Here is a 20,076-nt window from a genome sequence, read left to right on the forward strand (position 1 = left end):
GGTGTCCGACACCGGGGAGGGGCTGGACCCCGAGCGGATCCAGGAGCTGATGCAGCCGTTCAGCCGCGGCCACGACGACCGGCGACGGTTCGGGCTCGGCCTCGCGCTGGTGCGTGAGGTGCTCGAGGCGCACGGCGGGACGCTGTCCGCGCGCGGGGCGCCCGGCGTCGGCGCGACGTGGACGGTCAGGCTCCCGGCGAGCCACCGGGGACGACACACAGCTGGTTCCCCTCCGGGTCGCTGACCACCGTCCAGCGCTGCTCGTCCCGCACGTGCCGGCCGCCGAGCTCCACCAGCCGCCGGACCAGGTCCGGACCACCGGAGACGTCGACGTGCAGGCGGTTGCCGGGCGGGTCCAGCCGCTCCACCGGGGTGACCCAGACCTGGGGCATCCCGGCGCCGTGCAGCAGCACCGACTCGAGGTGGCCCAGCGAGCGGGAGGCCAGCTTGTCCGCGTCCTCCTCGACCGGCTGCTGGCCCAGCGCCGCCGACCAGAACGGCGCCATGACGTAGGGGTCGCGGCAGAAGACGACGATCGAGTGCAGCCCGCTCATGCCCCGACGGTAGCGGCGGCTCCTGTCCGGCCACCGGATACTTCGTCCGCATGTCGAGAACCTGCAGCACACAGGAATACCCGGGTGGGGTCGGTGTCGTTGACCCGACCATGCGCCCTGTCGGTCAACCCCGTTTCCCCCGCGTCGTCGACGACGTCACCGTCCGCCTCATCGCCGGCGTCGTGCTGGTCCTGGGCCTGGTCGCGCTCATCGGCCACCAGTGGTGGCTCTACGCCGTCCTGGCGCTGGACTTCATCCTGCGTGCCGCGCTCGGCCCGCAGGCCAGTCCCGTCGCCCGGTTCGTGCAGGCCGTGGTCCGGCCGCGGGTGCGCACGGCGAAGCGTCCGACCGCGGGCCCCCCGAAGCGGTTCGCCGCCACCATCGGCGCGGTGATGACCACCGCCGCCTCAGCGCTGTGGCTGACCGGGACCGCCGCGCCCGTCGTGGTCGCGATCGGCGTCGTGATGGTGATCTTCCCCGCGCTGGAGTCGCTGCTCGGCTTCTGCGTTGGCTGCGTGCTCTTCGGCGGCCTGATGAAGCTCGGCGTGGTGCCCGAGGAGGTCTGCCTCGAGTGCGCGGACATCAGCCTGCGCCGCCCCGTCTCGACGTCCTGAACCGTTTGACCTCAGCAGGGGCGCCAGGGCCAGCAGCGCGAGCACGCCTGCCTCGGAGCCAGGTGCATCCGGCCGGGCCGTCACGTCAGCCCCGCCAGATCAGGACGACGGCCCGATCGTCGGTCTCACCGGCCCGGGCCGTGGCGCAGATCCGGTCCGCCCCCCCGGTGAACCCGTGGGACACGAGCTGCTCGGCGGTGCCGAGCATCCGGTCGATCCCGACGGTGAGGTCGCGGGTGCGCGTCTCGATCACCCCGTCGGTGTAGAGCAGGAGCGCGTCGCCGCGCTCGAGCCGGCCGCAGCTGCGGGGGAAGGACGTGCTCTCCAGGACTCCGAGCAGCGGCCCGCCGCCGTCGTCCAGGAGACGCCACCGGCCCGACCCGGCGGAGAACGTCGCGGCCGGCGGGTGCCCGGCACCGCCGACGGAGAAGTCTCCGGTCTCCAGGTCGAGGGCGACGTGGATCGCCGTGGCGAAGCCCTCGCTCCAGTCCTGGCGCAGCAGGTAGCTGTTGGCCGCCGGCAGGAAGTCCTCCGGTGCCATGGCCCCGAGCAGGCCGCCCAGCGCACCGGAGAGCAGCAGCGCCTTGGTGCCGGCGTTGAGGCCCTTGCCCGAGACGTCGACCAGGGTCACCTCCAGCCGACTGCCGTCCTGGGAGCGGTTGGCGACGATGAAGTCACCCGAGAACGCGTGCCCGTAGGCCGACTGCAGGGCGGTCTCGGCGTGCCAGGGGTGCGGCAGGTCGGGCAGCTCGCCGTGGGCCCGCAACCGGTCACGCAGGTCGACCAGCATCGACTCCCCCAGGGTGCCCTGCACCCCGAGCCGGGCCCGGGACTGGGCCAGCCACAGCATCGAGACCCCGACGATGACCAGCACCAGTCCTGACCCGGCGTACGAGCTCTTGCTCGTCGCGACCTCCCACCCGGACCACGCGAAGCCGAGCACGATCGCGCCGTAGACCACGGCGATCCAGCGGGGGGTCAGGAAGATGCCGGCGAGCACCGCGATCGGGGCGAAGACGGTCCACGGCACCCCCACGGGGAACTGCACCAGGGCCCACGTGACCAGGCCGGTCGCCGCGATGAGCGCGACACCGGTCGCGACGGTGACCCAACGGCTGAAGTGCGAGACCCGCCCGGCCAGACGGGCCACGGCGGACGGTCGACGGCGGCGCACGAGTGTCTCGACCTGCGTCGTCACAGGGAGAACCTAGTCAGGTCTGAGCGCACCTGGGTGACCTTTACCCATTCATGGCGCGTCTCTGACCTGTGGATGACCGGGCTCAGCCTTCTGAGGCCGTGGTGGGCGGCAGCTCGCCCTTGTGCTCGTAGCGCCAGATCATCGCCAGCCTCCGCTTGTGCCGCTCGTCGCCGCTGAAGTGGGTGGTGAGGAAGACCTCGACCATCTCCTTGGCCTCCTCGACGGTGTTGATCCGCGCCCCGATCGAGATCACCTGGGCGTTGTTGTGCTCGCGGGCCAGGCGCGCCGTCTCGACGCTGTGGGCCAGCGCGGCGCGGATGTCGCGGACCTTGTTGGCCGCCATCTGCTCACCGTTGCCGGAACCGCCCAGGACGACCCCGAACGACCCGTGCTCACCCGCCACGCCCTCGGCCGCGCGGAGCACCGCCACGGGGTAGTCGTCGTCGGCGTCGTAGTAGTCCGGGCCGTGGTCGACGACGTCGTAGCCCTTGGACTGCAGGAAGGTGACGAGCTCGCACTTGAGCTCGTATGCCGCGTGGTCGCCGCCGATGTGAACGCGCATCTCTGGGGGCTCCTTGGGTCGGGGGTGGGGACGGTCAGTCGAAGATGGGGCCGACGTTGCGGGTGCGCTTCAGCTCGAAGAAGCCGGGCGTACCCGCGACGAGGACACAACCGTCCCAGAGCCTGCCGGCCGCGTCACCCTTCGGGGCGGGGGAGACCACGGGGCCGAAGAACGCCACGCCGTTGACGGCGATGACCGGGGTGCCGACCTCGTCACCCACGAGGCCGATGCCGCGCTCGTGGCTGGCTCGCAGGTCCTCGTCGACGTCGGGCAGGGTGGCGAAGCGGGCGAGGTCCTCGGGCAGGCCGACCTCGGCCAGCGCCGGAGCGAGGACCTTCGTGTAGTCCTTCTCGCCGCCGAGGTGGATGCGGGTGCCCATCGCGTCGTACAGGGGCTTGACGACCTTGTCGCCGTGCTCGCGGGCGGCCGCGATGATGACGCGGACCGGGCCCCAGGCGCGGTCCATCATCTCGCGGTAGGCCTCGGGCAGGTCGCGGCCCTCGTTGAGCACGGCCAGGCTCATCACCGACCAGGTCACGTCGACCTCGCGGACCTGTTCGACCTCCATCAGCCACCGTGAGGTCATCCACGCCCACGGGCAGATCGGGTCGAACCACATCTCGGCCTGGTTGCGTGTCGCGTCAGTCACGAGGGCCATCCTGCCAGCCGTCGCCGCCCTGTCGTATTCGGGTGACCCGGCGCACACCCCCCGTGCGAGGATGACCGGACCCAAGCCCTTTCCCGTAGGAGCAGACACCCGTGCCCGGAAAGAACCTCACCCGTGACGAGGCGCGCGACCGCGCGGCCTTCCTGTCCGTCGCGGCCTACGACGTCGCGCTGGACCTCACCACCGGTCCGACGAACTTCCGCACCCGCACGACCGTGACCTTCGAGGCCACGACCCCGGGCGCCGACACGTTCGTCGACCTCATCGCAGCCTCGGTCCAGGAGATCACCCTCAACGGCGAGTCCCTCGACCCGGCCACCCACTTCGACGGCGTGCGCGTGCGCGTCCCGAACGTGCAGGCGACCAACGAGCTGACCGTCGACGCCACGGGCGTCTACATGAACACCGGTGAGGGCCTGCACCGTTTCGTCGACCCGGTCGACGACGAGGTCTACCTCTACACCCAGTTCGAGGTCGCCGACTCGCGCCGGATGTTCACCGTGTTCGAGCAGCCCGACCTCAAGGCCACCTACGCCTTCACGGTCACCGCCCCGGCGCACTGGCAGGTCGTGTCCAACTCCCCCACCCCGGAGCCGACCCCGGCCGGGGAGTTCCAGGACGAGGCCGGCGCCACCGTAGCCAAGGCCACCTGGACGTTCTCCCCCACGCCGCGGATGTCCTCCTACATCACCGCGCTCATCGCCGGCCCCTACGACGTGGTCCGTGACGAGGTGCAGACGCGCAAGGGCGTGGTCCCGATGGGCGTGTTCTGCCGCAAGTCGCTGACCCCGCACCTCGACGCCGAGAACATCTTCGACTGCACCAAGCGCGGGTTCGCGTTCTTCGAGAACGAGTTCGACTGCGAGTACCCGTTCGAGAAGTACGACCAGGTCTTCACGCCCGAGTACAACATGGGCGCGATGGAGAACGCCGGCGCCGTCACGTTCAACGAGATCTACGTCTTCCGCGCCAAGGTCACCGAGGCGATCATCGAGCGGCGGGCGCTGACGATCCTGCACGAGCTGGCGCACATGTGGTTCGGCAACCTCGTCACGATGCAGTGGTGGGACGACCTGTGGCTCAACGAGTCCTTCGCCGAGTGGGCCTCGACCACCTGCCAGGCCGAGGCCACCCAGTGGCAGACCGCCTGGACCACATTCGGCACCGCCGAGAAGGCCTGGGCCTACCGCCAGGACCAGCTCTCCTCGACCCACCCGATCGTCGCCGACATCCGCGACCTGGCCGACGTCGAGGTCAACTTCGACGGCATCACCTACGCCAAGGGCGCCTCGGTGCTCAAGCAGCTGGTGGCCTACGTCGGGCGCGAGCCGTTCGTGGCCGGCCTGCGCAGCTACTTCGCCAAGCACGCCTGGGGCAACACCCAGCTGGCCGACCTGCTCGGCGAGCTGGAGCAGACCTCCGGGCGGGACCTCTCCACCTGGTCCAAGCTGTGGCTGGAGACCGCCGGCGTCAACACGCTGACCCCCGAGGTGTCCGTCGACGAGAACGGCGTCTACACCGCGGCGGCCATCCGCCAGGGTGCCGCCGCCGACTTCGCCACGCTGCGCCCGCACCGTCTGGCCGTCGGCCTCTACGAGGTCCGGGGCGATGAGCTGGTCCGGGTCGCGCGCCACGAGCTCGACGTCGACGGCGAGCTCACCGAGCTGCCGATGCTCGTCGGCCAGAAGCAGCCCGACCTCCTGCTGGTCAACGACGACGACCTGGCCTACGCCAAGATCCGCCTCGACGAGCGCTCCCTGGCCACCGCCATCGCCCACCCGCGGGGCTTCGCCAGCAGCCTGCCGCGCGCGCTGGTCCTCGGCGCCGCCTGGGACATGACCCGCGACGCGGAGATGTCCGGGCGCGACTTCATCGAGATGGTCCTGGCGGCGCTGCCCGGCGAGACCGACTCCACGCTGCTGCGGGTCCTGCTGCAGCAGATGACCACCACCGCAATGCTGTACGTCGCGCCGCAGCACCGCGCGGAGGTCACCGCCGGGGTGGTCACCCGCCTGCGCAGCCTGCTCGAGGCGGCCGAGCCGGGCAGCGACGCCCAGCTCCAGCTCGCCACCGCCTACGCGTCGTTCGCGCGGGACGAGGCAGACGTGGCGTTCGTGCGCGGCCTCTACGAGGGCAGCGCGAGCATCGAGGGCCTCGCGGTCGACACCGAGATGCGCTGGACCCTGCTCACCTCGCTGGCGGCCGCCGACGCGGCCACCGAGGCCGAGGTCGAGGCCGAGCGCACGCGCGACAACACGGCCACCGGCCGGGAGCGCGCCGCCAAGGCCCTGGCCGCCATCCCGCGCGCGGAGCTCAAGGCGGACGCGTGGCGCAAGGCGGTCCTCGAGGACGGCCTGCCCAACCAGATGGTCGAGTCCATCGGCCTCGGCTTCGCCAAGGCGCACGACCCGGCCGTGCTCGCGCCGTTCGTGGAGCAGTACCACTCGATGCTGCTCGACGTCTGGGGCTCGCGCACGCACGCCATCGCCGAGGCGATCATCGAGACGTTCTACCCGCACGTCCTCGCCAACGCCGAGCTGCACGACGCCACGCAGGCGTGGCTCGACGCCCACGGCGACGCGGCGCCGGCGCTGCGCCGTCTCGTGGCGGAGAACCGTGACGCGATCGCGCGGGCACTGCGCGCCCAGGAGCGCGACGCGCGCGGCTGAGCCACCCGGCATACGACAGGAGGGGCGGGGACCGACACGGTCCCCGCCCCTCCGGTTGTCGGTGCGGGCCTCAGCGCTGGGCGACGCACCGGGCCAGGCGCCGGGCCCAGCGCGAGGCCATGAGGTCCTCCAGCAGCACCGGCTTGCCGTTGCCGTCGGCCAGCGGGAGCCGCCAGTTGGGGTACTCCTCGTCGGTGCCGGGCTGGTTCATCGCCCGGCGGTCACCGGTCATGTCCGGCACGGCGACCCCGAGCAGCCGGGCCGGGGTCCACGACAGGAACCGGTGCAGCGCCTCGATGACCTCGTGCGGGCTGCCGCCCTCGCGCAGCAGGCCCCGCTCGTGCAGCACCTCCAGCACCTCCGCACGGGCGGCCTCGTCGGCGGCCCGCTCCTCCTCCAGCGGCCGGGTGAGCAGGCCCAGGCTCTCGCGCAGGTCGATGTGCTCCCCGGCCAAGTAGCCGGCGGTCGGCGGCAGGTCGTGTGTGGTGACGGTGGCCAGGCACAGCTCGCGGTAGCGCTCGGCGGGCAGGGGCGCGCCGCCCTCGTCCTTCTCGAACCACAGGATCGAGGTGCCGAGGATGCCGCGCTCCTTGAGGTAGTCGCGGGCCCAGGGCTCGACCACGCCGAGGTCCTCCCCCACGACCAGCGCCCCGGCGCGGTGAGCCTCCAGCGCGAGGATGCCCACCAGCGCCTCGTGGTCGTAGCGCACGTAGGTGCCCTCGCTGGGGGCCTTCCCGGCCGGGACCCACCACAGCCGGAACAGCCCGATCACGTGGTCGACGCGGATCCCACCGGCGTGCCGCAGCACGGTGCGCAGCATGTCGCGGTACGGCGCGTAGCCGAGCGCCTCGAGCCGGTCCGGGCGCCACGGCGGCTGGCTCCAGTCCTGGCCCATCTGGTTGTACTGGTCCGGCGGCGCGCCGACGGTCACGTCCCGGGCGAGCGCGTCGGCCAGCCCCCACGCGTCCGCGCCCTCGGGGTGGACGCCCACGGCCAGGTCGTGAACCACGCCCAGGGCCATGCCGGCCTCCCGCGCGTCGTGCTGCACCTGCTCGAGCTGCTGGTCGACGACCCACTGCAGCCAGCGGTGGAACTGCACGTCCTCGGCGATGTCGTGGTGCATCCGGGCCACGGCCTCGCCGCGCGGGTCCCGCAGCTCCTCGGGCCACTCCGTCCACGGCAGGCCGAGCCGGTCGGCCAGAGCGCACCAGGTGGCGAAGTCGACCAGGCCCTGGCCCTCGCGGTCGCAGAAGGCCGCGAAGGCGCGCTCCCTGCGGGCCGAGCGCGGCTGGTGGAAGACGTGCCGCAGCGCGACCTGCTTGTGCTCCCAGGCGGCGTCCCGGTCGATGGTGTCGGACTCGTTGAGCGCCCGGGCGTCGTCGCCGTGCCACTCCAGGAACTGCCGCTCCGCCGCCGACATGTAGGCGACCTCGGGGATGTCCTCCACGCGGATGTAGATCGGGTTGACGAACCGGCGCGTCGTGGGCAGGTAGGGCGAGGGCTCCATCGGGGCCACCGGCTCGGCCGCGTGCAGCGGGTTGACCAGCACGAAGTCGGCGCCGAGATCGGCCGCAGCCCAGGCGGCCATGTCGCCGAGGTCGGCCAAGTCACCCACGCCCCAGGACCGCCGCGACCGCACGGAGTACAGCTGGGTCATCAGGCCCCAGGCCCGGTGGTCCCCCGTGAGCGCCGCAGGCAGGGTGAGCCGGGTCGGGGTGACGACCAGGGGCGTCGTGACGGCGCCGCCCTCGAGGCGGGCGTGCAACGTGTGCCAGCCCAGCGGCAGGTCCCCGGGGATCTCGAACGTGGCCTCCCCGACGGCGCGCCCGTCGACCTGGCGGGACTCCACCCAGCGGTCGACCTGCCGGACCTCGCGCCGGCCACCTCCCTCGAGGGTGAGCCAGACCTGGACCGACGCCCCGTCGTCGAGGTGGACCGGCACCCAGGGCGTCCAGCCCTGCCGGCACACCACCACCGGCGGCAGCACCTGCCGCCAGGACCGCAGCTCCGCCGCCTCCAGCGCCGCCCGTGCGCGGTCCCCGGTCGAGGCGTCGACGCCCAGCGCGGCCAGGACGGCGACGATCGTCGACTCGCTGACGACCACGTGGTTGCCCTGCCAGTCCCAGTACTCCGTGGCAACGCCGTGAGCGCGCGCCAGCTCGGTGAGCTCCGGCGACGGTGCGGGAGTGCTCACGGAACCCCTTCCTGTGAGATGTGTCGCGAGCCACCACTCTTTCACGAGTGACGATTCGGCACTCACCGTTCCCTTCGCAAGGATGGGGCCATGGCGTTGTTGAACGGAATCCTCAAGCAGCTCGACGCCCTGACGTGGGGCGGCTTCTGGGCGTGGCTCTCCGGCACCCCGCTCAAGGTGATGGTCACGATCCTCGTCGGTCTCCTCGCGCGCTGGCTGGTCCACCGCTTCATCGCGCGGCTGCTGCGCAGCGGCGCGGTGAAGACCTCGCCACGTCCGGACGATGCCGTGCCTCGACGCAAGGTCATGGTCCTCGCCCACGCCACGGGGGTCGTGCGTGAGCGCCAGCGCCAGCGCCTGACGACCCTCGGCACCCTGCTGCGCAGCATCGCCACCGTCGTGATCTTCGTCGTCACCCTGCTGACCGTGCTGCAGGAGGTGGGACTCCCCCTCGCGCCGCTGCTCACCTCCGCCGGTGTCGGTGGTGTCGCCATCGCCTTCGGTGCCCAGAGCCTGGTCAAGGACTTCATCTCCGGCATCTTCATGATCGCCGAGGACCAGTACGGCGTCGGCGACATCGTGGACACCGGTGAGGTGATCGGCGAGGTCGAGGACGTCACCCTGCGGATCACGCGGGTCCGCGACTTCAGCGGCGTCATCTGGTATGTCCGCAACGGCGAGATCATCCGGGTCGGCAACCGGTCCCAGGGCTGGTCGACGGCACTGGTGGACGTACCGGTCCCCTACGACGAGGACCTCGACAAGGTGCTGCCGCTCATCCGCGAGGTCGCCCAGGCGATGAACGACGACGAGACCTGGTCCCGGCGCCTGCTCGACGAGCCGGAGGTGGTCGGCGTCGAGTCGATGACCGGCGGCGTGGTCACCGTGCGGATCGTCGCCCGGTGCGCCGCGAACGAGAACGTCCCCGTATCGCGCGAGCTGCGCGAGCGGGTCAAGGCCACGCTCGACCGGGCCGGGATCCGCGCGCCGCAGGTGCTGCCGCCCTACGGTGGCGGTGCCCTGCGCAGCTGAGACCTGCTGCCCGAGGGGTTCGCCGGCGCGGACTGGCGGGTGGTGGTCGGCAACGAGCCCTGACCGCCGATGCTGAGACAATGGCCGGCGTGACGACGTTCTACGACCAGGTGGGTGGCCACGAGACGTTCGCCAGGCTGGTGCACGAGTTCTACGTCGGCGTGGCCGCCGACCCCGAGCTGCGAGCGCTCTACCCCGAGGAGGACCTCGCGCCGGCGGAGGCACGCCTGCGCCTCTTCCTGGAGCAGTACTGGGGCGGCCCGACGACCTACTCCCAGGAGCGGGGCCACCCCCGGCTGCGCATGCGGCACCACCCCTTCAAGGTCACCCCCGCCCAGCGGGACCGGTGGCTGAAGCACATGATGGCGGCCGTGGACACGCTGCAGCTGGCGCCCGCGGACGACCTCATCCTGCGGGACTACCTCGACCGCGCCGCGCACTCGCTGGTCAACAGCCTGGAGGACTGAGGTGGAGCAGGGGGCAGACTCCGCTGACACAGCGGGCACCGACCTGGCCGGCTCGGGGGCCGCGCCCACTCCCGGACGCGATGTCGCGAACGACTGGGCTGCGATCACCGAGCTCACGGGGGAGCTGTCCTCGCGGACAGCCCGGCTCATCGGGCAGGCGCTGACCGGCCGGGTCGACGCCGGCCGGGTCCGGCTCCTGGGCGAGGACGCCGCCGCCGTCCGGGCGTCCCTGGCCGGCCTGGAACCGGGCACCCGGCGCTCCGCCTGGAAGCTGTCGCCGGGGTCGGCCGACCCGCGCAGCCTGGCCGTCGACCTCAACAACGCCAGCCGGGCCCGGGGCATCGACCTGCGGTTGGTGCTGGACCTCGTGGCGTTGACCCGCCCGATCGCGGCCGCGGACCAGGCCTCCCGCGACCGCGTGCGCCTGGCTCCGGTCCAGGTGCAGATGATGCTGCTGGACGAGCACCTGGTGGTCGTCGAGGGGCCGGTGCTGCGACCGTTCGGCGGCCCGTCCGGCTGGCTGATGGACGAGCCGGGCATCACCGCTGCGGCCTGTGCCCTCTGGGAGGAGACGTGGGCGCGGTCGGCGCCGCTGCCGGCGGAGGCGCTGGTGATGTCGGACCGTCAGCGCGCGGTGGCCAGCGGGCTCATCGACGGTGAGACCGATGCGGCGATCGCTCGCCGCCTACGCGTGTCCACCCGCACCGTCGCCGCCGAGGTCCGGTTCCTCATGAGGGCGGTGGGAGCGAGCAGCCGCTACCAGGCCGCGATGCGGCTGCACCGTCCGTGAGAGTCGCTACGGTGAAGGTATGACCTTTGCCTCTCCGGGACGGGCAGGAACGCCCTCGGCGTGCAGGATGCCAGCGCGCGCATGACAGCGGGACCCACGCAGCAAGGCTCGGCCGGCTCCGCGAACCCCCGCCTCCCGAAGGAGTGGGCAGCCATCAGCGGGGCGTCGGCCACCCTGAGGCAACGTGCGGCGAGGGCGATCGGCTCGCTGCCCCCGACCGCTCTCGCGGAGCCAGTGGACGCGGGTCAGGTCAGCCTGGATCGGTTGCAGATGCTGGGCCGGGACGCCCCCGAGGCCCGGTCGCGGATGCTGTCCCTGGAGCGGCTCGCCACCCGCTCGGTCTGGACGCTGTCTCCTGGCGCCGCCGACCCGCGCGGCTTCCAGGCCGCCGCCAACGCGCGCAGCAGTGCCCGAGGCATGGACATGAAGGTCGTCGTCGACCTGCGAGCCCTGAACGCGCCGGTGGCGGCGACGCCGGGGCTGGCCGATCTCGTGTTCGTCGCGCCCGTCTTCCTGCAGATGATCCTGATCGATGAGCGAGCGGTGCTCCTGCACGGTCCAAGGCTCGGTGCCTCCGCCAGCCCGTCGTGCTGGCTCTACCCCGATCCGCCGGTCGTGGAGGCTGCGGTCGATCTGTGGAACGTGACGGTGCGCAGTGCGGTCTCCCTGCCCGAAGACGTCATCGTCCTCACCGACCGGCAGCGGGCGATCGCCGCCCAGCTCCTGCACGGACACACGGATGCCACCATCGCCCGGGAGCTGGGCGTGTCCCTGCGGACCGTCGCCTCCGAGGTACGCGCCCTCATGGACGCCACCGGGTCGACCACCCGCTACCAGACCGCGATGCGCCTCTTCGACCGGTGACCCCGGCTACGGTGCCTGGATGACCTTCAGCGACGCGTGGCCGGAGATCGCCGAACGCTCGGCGCACCTGAGCCGGTGCGTGGCGGCCGCTGTCGCTGCGGTGACGGCGGATCCTGCCTCGGGCCGGGCGAGGCTGCTGGGTTCCACCGGGAACGAGGTGCGGGCGACCTTCGAGCAGCTGGAGCAGGAGACACGACGCTCTGTGTGGGCCCTGGCACCTGAGCCCGGGGATCCCCGGACCCTGCACACCGAGGCGGACGAGCGCAGCCGCCGCCGGGGGCTCGACCTGCGCACCATCGTCGACGAGACGGCAACCCACCGGCCCATCGCGGCGCCAGAGGTCCTGCTGCGCCACCAGATGCGCGTCGCGCCGGTCCTGCTGCAGATGCTCCTGGTGGACGAGGAACGGGTGGTCATCGACGGCCCCCGGGTCACCCCCGGGAGCAGGTCCGGGTGGCTGGTGTGGGACCCGACCACTGTGGAAGCGGCCTGCAGCCTCTGGCGGAGCACCGAGGCCGCGTCCGTGCAGCTGCCCTCCTCGGCAGTGTTCCTCAGCAACCGCCAGCGCCGGATCGCTCTCGGCCTGGTCGACGGCCTCACCGACGGCGCGATGGCTCGGTCTCTGGGCGTCTCGCTGAGGACCGTAGCCTCGGAGGTCCGTCTGCTCATGCAGGCCGTGGACGCGCGCAGCCGCTACCAGGCCGGGGTGCGTCTGGCCGGCTCCTGACGGTCGTGGCGACGCTCATCGCCACCGAGACAGAGCCGGTCGGGCACTGGCCCCTCCGCCAGTGCCCGACCGTGCGCCTCCCGACGGCCTCCCCCCGAGGCCGCGCGTTTGTGCTGCGTGACGATGTTGCGTCAGGACCTCACCCGCGGGCCACTCGTTTGCAGAAACCTGCAAATCGCCCGGTCGGGGTGCCCGACACCCACCTCCTCCGGCGACGGCACGGCATACCGGACTGCCTGCAAGTTCTTGCTCACACTGCAAGAACTTGCGAGTCGGCTTTGGCCGAGGGCGCAGGCTGGTGAAAGATGGCCCACCGTGACTGCCTCCCCCACACTCGACCCGACCGTCGTCCCCGCGACCGACGTGACCCCGGCCGCCCACCCGACGCACGCCGGCAGCGCTGCGGACTCCCCGTGGTGGCGGCACGCGGTGATCTACCAGATCTACCCGCGGTCCTGGGCCGACGCCAACGGCGACGGCATCGGTGACCTGCCCGGCATCACCGCGCGCCTGCCCTACCTGCGCGAGCTGGGCGTGGACGCCATCTGGCTCTCGCCGTTCTACACCTCGCCCCAGGCCGACGCGGGCTACGACGTGGCCGACTACCGCGACATCGACCCGCTGTTCGGCTCGCTGGCCGACGCCGACGCCATGCTGGCGCGCGCCCACGAGCTCGGGCTGAAGGTCATCGTCGACCTCGTGCCCAACCACTCCTCCGACGAGCACGCGTGGTTCCGCGCCGCACTGGCCGCCGGCCCGGGCAGCCCCGAGCGCGAGCGCTACATGTTCCGCGACGGCCAGGGTGAGTCCGGCGAGCTGCCGCCGAACGACTGGCGCAGCGTCTTCGGCGGCCCGGCCTGGACCCGCACCATCGACGCCGACGGCACCCCCGGCCAGTGGTACCTGCACCTCTTCGACCCCAAGCAGCCCGACTTCAACTGGGAGCACCCCGAGGTCCGCGCCGAGTTCGAGGACATCCTGCGCTTCTGGCTCGACCGCGGCGTGGACGGCTTCCGCGTCGACGTGGCGCACGGCCTGATCAAGGAGGACGGCCTGCCGGACTGGGAGGAGTCCCAGGAGATGCTCGGCGGCGCCGACGAGGAGCACGACGAGCGCCGGCCCCCGATGTGGGACCAGGACCGCGTCCACGAGATCTACCAGCGCTGGCGCCGGATCCTGGACGCCTACAACCCGGTCGAGGGTGACACGGTCGACCGCAACCGCGACCGCATCCTGTGCGCCGAGGCGTGGGTCCACCCGCAGGAGCGGGCGGTGCGCTACGTCCGCGACGACGAGATGCACCAGGCGTTCAACTTCGACTTCCTCACCACCCAGTGGGTCGCCGCGGACCTGCGCACGGTGATCACCTCCTCGTTCGCGGCGGCGGACTCGGTCGGCGCGCCGTCGACCTGGGTGCTGTCGAACCACGACGTCGTCCGTCACGCCTCCCGGCTCGGCCTGCCGGTGGGCAGCAAGCGCCCCAACGGCATCGGCATCGGCGACCCGCAGCCCGACAGCGAGCTGGGCCTGCGCCGGGCCCGCGCCGCGACCGCGCTGATGCTGGCGCTGCCCGGCTCGGCCTACCTCTACCAGGGCGAGGAGCTCGGCCTGCCCGACTCCACCGACATGCCCGACGAGTTCCGCCAGGACCCGACCTGGGAGCGCTCCGGCCAGACCGAGCGCGGCCGCGACGGCTGCCGGGTGCCGCTGCCGTGGGAGGCCGACCGCCCCGCGTTCGGATTCGGCCCGTCGGCGGACACGTGGCTGCCCCAGCCCGCGGTCTACGGCCGGTATGCCGTGGACCAGCAGGAGGGCCTCGAGGGTTCCACCCTCGAGCTGTACCGCGCGCTGCTCGCCACCCGTCGTGAGCGGGCGCTCGGCGTGGGCTCGTTCACGTGGGTCGAGGGCTACGGCGAGGACGTCGTGGCGTTCGTCGTCGACGCGGCCGGGGAGCGCACCCTCGTGGTGACCAACCTCGGCAGCGCGGACGTCGCCCTGCCCGAGGCCGCCTCGGTGCTGCTGTCCAGCGCTCCGCTGGGCGCCGACGGCACCGTGGGGACCGACACCACGGTCTGGGCGCGCCTCTGACCCTCACCTGCACCTGACCGAACGCACCAAATCCGTCGTCTCGGCCCCGATCCGGGCCTGATTCGACGGATTTGGTGCGTTCGGACGAGGCAAGGCGGTCAGCGCCAAGCGGAGAAATGCCGAGCCACGTGTCGGTGCGAGGGGCTAGCGTCACAGGCATGTTCGTCGCCTTGACCTCAAGCGCACTTGATGTCGTGCCATGGACGACATGACTGCGACGACGCACGACCTGAGCCCGGCCACCACCGCCCTGGCGCCGGCCCGCGGACCCATGGCCCCGGCATACCGGCTGGTGACGCTGGCCATCGTGGCCCTGGTGACCACCGTCGCGTTCGAGGCGATGGCGATCTCCACGGCGATGCCGGTGGTGGCGCGCGAGCTCGACGCGGTGCGCTCCTACAGCCTGGCGTTCTCGGTGATGCTCACCGCGCAGCTGCTCGGCATCGTGATGGCGGGGGTGTGGAGCGACCGGCGCGGGCCGCTGCCCGGGCTCATCGCCGGACAGGCGCTGCTGGCCGGCGGGTCGGCGGTGGCCGGGCTCGCGACGAGCTTCCCCGTCCTGCTGGCCGGCCGGTTCGTCGCCGGCCTCGGCGGAGGCCTCGTCGTGGTCGCGCTCTACGTCGTGATCGGCCGGGCCTACCCCGATGCGTTGCGTCCCAAGGTGTTCACGTGGGTGTCGGCGGCGTGGGTGCTGCCGGCGCTCGTCGGGCCGCCCGTCGCCGGGTGGCTGGCCACCCAGCTGTCGTGGCGCTGGGTCTTCCTCGTCGTCGTCCCCGCCGTCGCCCTGACCCTGCTGGCCGTGCTCTCACAACGGTCGCGCCTCGCCGACGAGTGCGACCGGCGCGACGTCCCGGCCGACGAGCGGGCCGCCCACCGGCGCACCGCCTGGCTCGGGCTCGGCGTGGCGACCGCCGCCGCGGCGCTGCAGTGGGGCTCTCAGGAACTCGTCCCGCCGCAGGCCTGGCCGATCATCCTCACGGCCCTGGGCGTCGCCGTCCTCGGCACCACCGCCCCGCGCCTGCTCCCGCGGGGCACCCTGCGCCTGGCCCGGGGGCTGCCGTCGGTGGTGCTCAGCCGCTTCCTGCTGACCGCGGCGTTCAACGGCAGCCTGGCGTTCGTCCCGCTGATGCTGGTCTCGCAGCGCCACCTCAAGCCCACCGAGGCCGGCATCGTGCTCACCATCGGCGCCCTGGGCTGGTCGTTCGGGTCCTGGGTGCAGGGGCGCGACGCGTTCCTGCACCGGCGCACCGGCCTGGTCATGGCCGGCGGCTCGTCGCTGACACTGGGGATCGCGGGCATGGCCGTCGTCGCCGCCGCGGGCCTGCCGTCGGTGCTGGTCGGCCTCTGCCAGGTCCTCGCCGGGCTGGGCATGGGACTGGCCATGTCGACCACGTCGGTGCTCTCGCTGCAGCTGGCCTCCGAGGCCGAGCGGGGCCGTGCCTCCTCCGCCCTGCAGCTCGCCGACGCCCTCGGCAGCGTGCTCGGGATCGCGACGTCCGGCGCGGTGTTCGCCGCACTGCACCACACGAACGGCCACGACACGGGCGTGTTCGTCCTGATCTGGTCAGGGATGGCGGTCGTCGCGGCTCTCGTCGTGCTCGGCGGTCACCGCAGCAGGACGTGACCGGCCTGCGTTGACACCCGGGTCCACCTGCCCAGCATGAACACCGCGGCCTCGCCCGCGCCGAGGAAGCCCAGCGCGTAGGCCGCGAACGCCGCCCCCGCGGGCACCGGCGGCACGGTCTCGGTCATCCGGCTCCACACCCGCTCGCGCAGCGAGGTCACGGCGTGGCTCCCCGAGCCGGTCGGCGCACCCTGGGCGATCTCCGCGATGCCTTGCGTGGCAACGGCCTTCAGGGCCGCGGCGGGCAGCTCGCCCACCCGCTCCCAGCCCTGTCGCGGCGGGGCCACGGCGGCCCACCCGGCGCTGACCGTCGTCGGGGGGACCTCGAGGGTGCGTGCCTCGGTCGTGCCGGTGCGGGCCAGCCGGTCGGTGATCCCCGCCAGCGGCACGGTCGTGTCGAGCTCGGCCGGCTCGGCCAACGGCATGACCCGCATGCCGATGACGGCACCGTCGGCCATCAGCCCGTGTCCGGGCAGCACCCCGACGTAGGCCGCGAGGACCAGCCCGCGGGCCTGGAGCCGGACCGCGCCGTCGGCGTCGAGCGAGCGGGCGCGGGCGACGAAGGTGGCCAGGTCGGCCAGCGCCTCGACGTCGGGGAAGCGCAGGGTGCTCACGCGCGGGACCCCTTGGCACGCCAGCGGAACGGCACGGGCTCGCCGGAGACCGAGCGCAGCTTCTCGCGCTCCTCGGTCCGCAGCCGTCGCGGCGAGGCGGTCGCGAAGTCGTAGGCGACGAGCGTCGTCTCGGCCCGCGCATACAGGCTGGTGCCGTAGCCCTCGGGGTCGCGCACCTCGTAGGCGAGGTCGAAGCTGGCGCCGGAGACCGAGGTGGCCCACATGTCCACGGCGATCGGGGCGTGGCGGAACTCCAGCGGCGCGAGGTACTCGATCTCGTGCCGGGCGACGAGCACGCCCTCGTTGAGCATCGAGCGGTCCTGGCCGAACCACTCCTGGAAGCCGATGACCCGGGCGTCCTCGAGCAGTCGCAGGAACTGGACGTTGTTGACGTGGCCGTAGGCGTCCATGTCGGACCATCGCAGGGGCACGTCGACGTGGTACGGGCGGGCAGGCATGCGACCCATCATCGCAGGCGCCGGATATCGTCTCGCTGTGACCACGACGCTTGACGACGGCTCGCTCGCCGACCCCTTCGAGGACCTCCTCGACGTCCTCGACCTCCGGCCCGCGGGCCTGGCGCACATCAGCGTCGACGCCCCCGACGACGCCGAATCCGATCTCGGCGAGTCCTCGGCGGACGTGTTCGTCGGGCGCAGCCAGCCCCAGCCGCACGGCCGGGTGTTCGGCGGGCAGGTGCTGGCGCAGTCGATCATCGCGGCCGGCCGCACCGTCGCCGACGTCGGGGGCGCCCCCCGGCACATCCACTCCCTGCACGGCTACTTCCTGCGCGCCGGCGACTCCAGCCACCCCATCCGCTTCGCCGTCGAGCGGCTGCGCGACGGGGCGTCCTTCTCGGCCCGACGGGTGCACGCGATCCAGTACGGCAAGCCGATCCTGTCGATGATCACCTCGTTCCAGACCGAGGCCGACGGCCTGGACCACCAGGAGCCGATGCCCGCCTCCCCGGACCCGGAGATGCTGCCGACGGCCGCGGAGGAGCTCGCCGACATCGACCACCCGGCGGCGCTGTTCTGGTCCACGCGCCGGGCCATCGACCTGCGCCACGTCGAGGGCGCGATCTACGTCAACCCCGGGCGCCAGCACGCGGCCCGGCAGAGCGTGTGGCTCAAGGCGACCTCGCGGATGCCCGACGACCCGCTGCTGCACGCCGCGGTGCTGGCCTACTGCTCCGACTACTCCCTACTCGAGCCGGTGCTGCGCAGGCACGGCATCGCCTGGGCCGACCCGCGGCTGCGACCGGCCAGCCTGGACCACGCCATGTGGTTCCACCGACCGGCGCGCGCCGACGACTGGACGCTGTACACCCAGGACTCTCCCTCGGCCTCCGGCGGGCGCGGCCTGGCCACCGGCCGCATGTTCAGCGCCGACGGCGTGCTCGTCGCGACGGTCGCCCAGGAGGGCATGCTGCGGATCAAGGAGTCGGCCGGGTCCGGCTGGGTCGAGGGCAAGCAGCGCTGACCGGCCCCGACGGTATGCCGGGTGGCCCGGTCCCATGACCATGGTCACGCGGGCCGGGGTTTCCGACTAAGCAAGCGCTCAGTAAGGTCGGGCCCATGGTGGACGGGCTCGACCTCGCTGCGCTGGCGCGCTTCATGGCGCCGGTCGTGGGCCCGGCGGACGGCTCGATGACGCTCCAGGCCGACCTCATCGCCGGCGGCAAGTCCAACCTCACCTACCGGGTCACCGACGGAGCCCGGGCGTGGGTGGTGCGTAGGCCGCCCCTGGGTCACGTGCTGGCCACCGCCCACGACATGACCCGCGAGTACCGCGTGATGTCGGCCCTGCGCGACACCGCCGTCCCGGTGCCGCACATGGTCGCGCTGTGCGAGGACCCCGACGTCGTCGGCGCGCCCTTCTACGTCATGGAGCTCGTCGAGGGCGAGGTGCTGCGCACCGACGCCGACCTGGCCGGGCGCTCCCGCGAGGACCGGGCCGAGCTCGCCCACCACCTCATCGACACCCTCGCCGACCTGCACGCCCTGGACCCGGACTCGTTGGGGTTGAAGGACTTCGGCCACCCCGAGGGCTTCCTCGAGCGGCAGGTGCGGCGCTGGGGCCAGCAGCTGCAGCGGTCCCGGTCGCGCGACATACCGGGGATCGAGGAGCTGGCCGCCGACCTGGCCGCCCGGGTCCCCGCCAGCCAGCGGGCCACGATCGTGCACGGCGACTACCGCCTCGACAACGCCATCGTCGGCCCGGACCAGCGCATCCGCGCCGTGCTCGACTGGGAGATGGCCACGCTCGGCGACCCCCTGTGCGACCTCGGGCTGCTGCCGGTCTACGCCCTGCCGACCCGCGGTGTCGCCGGCGTCGTCTCCGACGGGATGGGCCCGCACAACGGCTTCCCGCCCATGGAGGAGCTCCTCGAGCGGTATGCCGTGCGCACCGGCCTCGATGTGACTCCCCTGCCGTGGTACACCGCGCTGGGCTACTTCAAGCTCGCCGTGATCTGCGAGGGCATCCACTACCGCTACGCGCACGGCCAGACCGTCGGGCCCGGCTTCGAGCGGATCGGCGAGGTCGTCGCCCCGCTCGTCGAGGCCGGACGCCAGGCCCTCGGCTGAGAAGTCTTTGCTGCCACCACGATTCACCACCCACCGCCCCAGGAGGCATCCGTGAGCACCACCCCGCAGCGCACCGCCATCGTGACGGGCGCGGCCCGCGGCATCGGCGCCGCCACCGCGATCCGGCTGGCCGCCGACGGTCACGCCGTGGCCGTCCTCGACCTCGACGAGGCCGCCTGCGCCCAGACCGTCTCGGCCATCACCGAGGCCGGGGGCCGGGCCATCGCGGTGGGCGTGGACGTCAGCCAGCCCGAGCAGGTCGAGGCGGCGGTCGCTCGCGTGGCCGAGGAGCTCGGTGCGCCGACGATCCTGGTCAACAACGCCGGCATCATCCGCGACAACCTCATCTTCAAGATGACGGTGGAGGAGTGGGATGCCGTGATCGCCGTGCACCTGCGCGGCGCCTTCCTCATGACCAAGGCGGTCCAGGCGCACATGACGGCCGAGAAGTTCGGCCGCATCGTCAACCTGTCCTCCACCTCGGCCCAGGGCAACCGCGGCCAGGTCAACTACTCCGCGGCCAAGGCCGGCCTGCAGGGCTTCACCAAGACCCTGGCCATCGAGCTGGGCCGCTTCGGCGTCACCGCCAACGCGGTCGCGCCGGGCTTCATCGTCACCGAGATGACGAAGGCGACGGCCGAGCGGATGAAGGTCTCCTTCGAGGACTTCGTCGCCGGCGCCGCGACGCAGATCCCGGTGGCGCGGGTCGGTCAGCCGGAGGACATCGCGGCGACGATCTCGTTCCTCACCTCCGAGGGGGCCGGCTTCGTCTCCGGCCAGGTCATCTACGTCGCCGGCGGCCCGCAGGACTGAGGCGCTGTCGC

20 protein-coding genes are annotated in these 20,076 nt (G+C 72.5%); 13 read left to right on the forward strand and 7 right to left on the reverse strand.

Annotated features, from left to right (window positions below):
* Positions 1-49: 49 nt before the first annotated feature.
* Positions 50-244 (forward strand): ATP-binding protein, encoded by a 195-nt coding sequence (locus tag VF825_RS09430; protein WP_331112619.1) that lies wholly within the window; start codon positions 50-52, stop codon positions 242-244.
* Here VF825_RS09430 and VF825_RS09435 read toward each other — a convergent pair.
* Positions 186-554, reverse strand: a complete 369-nt coding sequence (locus VF825_RS09435; RefSeq protein ID WP_331112550.1) for a VOC family protein — start codon at positions 552-554, stop codon at positions 186-188. The two genes, VF825_RS09430 and VF825_RS09435, sit on opposite strands and share 59 nt — an antisense overlap.
* A gap of 110 nt (positions 555-664) precedes the next feature.
* Here VF825_RS09435 and VF825_RS09440 point away from each other — a divergent pair, with 110 nt between their 5' ends.
* The gene (locus tag VF825_RS09440; RefSeq protein ID WP_331112552.1) at positions 665-1,168 is read left to right on the forward strand and encodes a DUF4395 domain-containing protein; all 504 of its coding nucleotides are present in this window, start codon (positions 665-667) and stop codon (positions 1,166-1,168) included.
* Between the two features lie 85 nt (positions 1,169-1,253).
* Here the strand turns inward: VF825_RS09440 and VF825_RS09445 are convergent, their stop codons facing one another.
* The 3 genes from VF825_RS09445 to VF825_RS09455 all read right to left on the reverse strand — a co-directional run bounded on the left by VF825_RS09445 (position 1,254) and on the right by VF825_RS09455 (position 3,586).
* Complete coding sequence (locus tag VF825_RS09445; RefSeq protein ID WP_331112554.1) at positions 1,254-2,366, reverse strand: PP2C family protein-serine/threonine phosphatase; 1,113 nt, start codon at positions 2,364-2,366, stop codon at positions 1,254-1,256.
* Positions 2,367-2,448: 82 nt separating this feature from the next.
* The gene (locus VF825_RS09450; RefSeq protein WP_331112556.1) at positions 2,449-2,928 is read right to left on the reverse strand and encodes a ribose-5-phosphate isomerase; all 480 of its coding nucleotides are present in this window, start codon (positions 2,926-2,928) and stop codon (positions 2,449-2,451) included.
* Positions 2,929-2,962: 34 nt separating this feature from the next.
* Positions 2,963-3,586, reverse strand: a complete 624-nt coding sequence (locus VF825_RS09455) for a DsbA family protein (protein WP_331112558.1) — start codon at positions 3,584-3,586, stop codon at positions 2,963-2,965.
* A gap of 101 nt (positions 3,587-3,687) precedes the next feature.
* Between VF825_RS09455 and pepN the strand changes: the two genes are divergently transcribed.
* Complete coding sequence (gene pepN / locus VF825_RS09460; protein WP_331112560.1) at positions 3,688-6,264, forward strand: aminopeptidase N; 2,577 nt, start codon at positions 3,688-3,690, stop codon at positions 6,262-6,264.
* 70 nt (positions 6,265-6,334) lie between these two features.
* Here pepN and malQ read toward each other — a convergent pair whose 3' ends face one another.
* On the reverse strand, positions 6,335-8,458 hold the full coding sequence (gene malQ / locus VF825_RS09465; RefSeq protein WP_331112562.1) for a 4-alpha-glucanotransferase: 2,124 nt from the start codon (positions 8,456-8,458) through the stop codon (positions 6,335-6,337).
* 90 nt (positions 8,459-8,548) lie between these two features.
* Between malQ and VF825_RS09470 the strand changes: the two genes are divergently transcribed.
* From VF825_RS09470 to VF825_RS09500, 7 genes are all read left to right on the forward strand, one after another.
* Entirely contained in the window at positions 8,549-9,490 is a 942-nt protein-coding gene (locus tag VF825_RS09470) for a mechanosensitive ion channel family protein (RefSeq protein ID WP_331112564.1), read from the forward strand.
* Between the two features lie 80 nt (positions 9,491-9,570).
* Positions 9,571-9,957, forward strand: a complete 387-nt coding sequence (locus tag VF825_RS09475) for a globin (protein ID WP_414695813.1) — start codon at positions 9,571-9,573, stop codon at positions 9,955-9,957.
* A gap of 1 nt (position 9,958) precedes the next feature.
* Positions 9,959-10,747, forward strand: a complete 789-nt coding sequence (locus VF825_RS09480) for a helix-turn-helix transcriptional regulator (RefSeq protein WP_331112568.1) — start codon at positions 9,959-9,961, stop codon at positions 10,745-10,747.
* Positions 10,748-11,017: 270 nt separating this feature from the next.
* Positions 11,018-11,611 (forward strand): helix-turn-helix transcriptional regulator, encoded by a 594-nt coding sequence (locus VF825_RS09485; RefSeq protein WP_331112621.1) that lies wholly within the window; start codon positions 11,018-11,020, stop codon positions 11,609-11,611.
* A gap of 19 nt (positions 11,612-11,630) precedes the next feature.
* Positions 11,631-12,338, forward strand: coding sequence for a helix-turn-helix transcriptional regulator (locus tag VF825_RS09490; RefSeq protein ID WP_331112570.1), 708 nt, complete (start codon positions 11,631-11,633; stop codon positions 12,336-12,338).
* A gap of 315 nt (positions 12,339-12,653) precedes the next feature.
* Positions 12,654-14,426, forward strand: coding sequence for a glycoside hydrolase family 13 protein (locus VF825_RS09495; protein WP_414695814.1), 1,773 nt, complete (start codon positions 12,654-12,656; stop codon positions 14,424-14,426).
* 208 nt (positions 14,427-14,634) lie between these two features.
* Positions 14,635-16,050: an MFS transporter gene (locus VF825_RS09500; RefSeq protein WP_331112572.1), complete on the forward strand. Its 1,416-nt coding sequence runs from the start codon at positions 14,635-14,637 to the stop codon at positions 16,048-16,050.
* On the opposite strand, the gene VF825_RS09505 is transcribed toward VF825_RS09500, so the two are convergent.
* Complete coding sequence (locus VF825_RS09505; protein WP_331112574.1) at positions 16,032-16,664, reverse strand: hypothetical protein; 633 nt, start codon at positions 16,662-16,664, stop codon at positions 16,032-16,034. The genes VF825_RS09500 and VF825_RS09505 overlap by 19 nt on opposite strands.
* On the reverse strand, positions 16,661-17,122 hold the full coding sequence (locus tag VF825_RS09510) for a thioesterase family protein (RefSeq protein ID WP_331112576.1): 462 nt from the start codon (positions 17,120-17,122) through the stop codon (positions 16,661-16,663). The genes VF825_RS09505 and VF825_RS09510 overlap by 4 nt, the downstream gene beginning before the upstream one ends.
* Before the next feature lie 37 nt (positions 17,123-17,159).
* Here VF825_RS09510 and VF825_RS09515 point away from each other — a divergent pair, with 37 nt between their 5' ends.
* From VF825_RS09515 to fabG, 3 genes are all read left to right on the forward strand, one after another.
* Positions 17,160-18,146, forward strand: coding sequence for an acyl-CoA thioesterase II (locus tag VF825_RS09515; RefSeq protein WP_331112578.1), 987 nt, complete (start codon positions 17,160-17,162; stop codon positions 18,144-18,146).
* A 95-nt stretch (positions 18,147-18,241) separates the two neighbouring features.
* Positions 18,242-19,252: a phosphotransferase family protein gene (locus VF825_RS09520; RefSeq protein ID WP_331112580.1), complete on the forward strand. Its 1,011-nt coding sequence runs from the start codon at positions 18,242-18,244 to the stop codon at positions 19,250-19,252.
* A gap of 51 nt (positions 19,253-19,303) precedes the next feature.
* Complete coding sequence (gene fabG, locus VF825_RS09525) at positions 19,304-20,065, forward strand: 3-oxoacyl-ACP reductase FabG (protein WP_331112582.1); 762 nt, start codon at positions 19,304-19,306, stop codon at positions 20,063-20,065.
* Positions 20,066-20,076: the final 11 nt, after the last annotated feature.

This window comes from Oryzihumus sp. (genome assembly GCF_036391795.1).
GTDB lineage: Bacteria > Actinomycetota > Actinomycetes > Actinomycetales > Dermatophilaceae > Oryzihumus.

Coding starts and splice junctions, on each gene's coding strand:
- VF825_RS09490 (WP_331112570.1), top strand. CDS start 11,631: ATGACCTTCAGCGACGCGTGGCCGGAGATCGCCGAACGCTCGGCGCAC.
- VF825_RS09435 (WP_331112550.1), bottom strand. CDS start 554: ATGAGCGGGCTGCACTCGATCGTCGTCTTCTGCCGCGACCCCTACGTC.
- VF825_RS09500 (WP_331112572.1), top strand. CDS start 14,635: ATGACTGCGACGACGCACGACCTGAGCCCGGCCACCACCGCCCTGGCG.
- VF825_RS09455 (WP_331112558.1), bottom strand. CDS start 3,586: ATGGCCCTCGTGACTGACGCGACACGCAACCAGGCCGAGATGTGGTTC.
- VF825_RS09485 (WP_331112621.1), top strand. CDS start 11,018: ATGCTGGGCCGGGACGCCCCCGAGGCCCGGTCGCGGATGCTGTCCCTG.
- VF825_RS09475 (WP_414695813.1), top strand. CDS start 9,571: ATGGCCGGCGTGACGACGTTCTACGACCAGGTGGGTGGCCACGAGACG.
- VF825_RS09450 (WP_331112556.1), bottom strand. CDS start 2,928: ATGCGCGTTCACATCGGCGGCGACCACGCGGCATACGAGCTCAAGTGC.
- VF825_RS09520 (WP_331112580.1), top strand. CDS start 18,242: ATGGTGGACGGGCTCGACCTCGCTGCGCTGGCGCGCTTCATGGCGCCG.
- VF825_RS09430 (WP_331112619.1), top strand. CDS start 50: ATGCAGCCGTTCAGCCGCGGCCACGACGACCGGCGACGGTTCGGGCTC.
- VF825_RS09510 (WP_331112576.1), bottom strand. CDS start 17,122: ATGCCTGCCCGCCCGTACCACGTCGACGTGCCCCTGCGATGGTCCGAC.
- VF825_RS09470 (WP_331112564.1), top strand. CDS start 8,549: ATGGCGTTGTTGAACGGAATCCTCAAGCAGCTCGACGCCCTGACGTGG.
- VF825_RS09440 (WP_331112552.1), top strand. CDS start 665: ATGCGCCCTGTCGGTCAACCCCGTTTCCCCCGCGTCGTCGACGACGTC.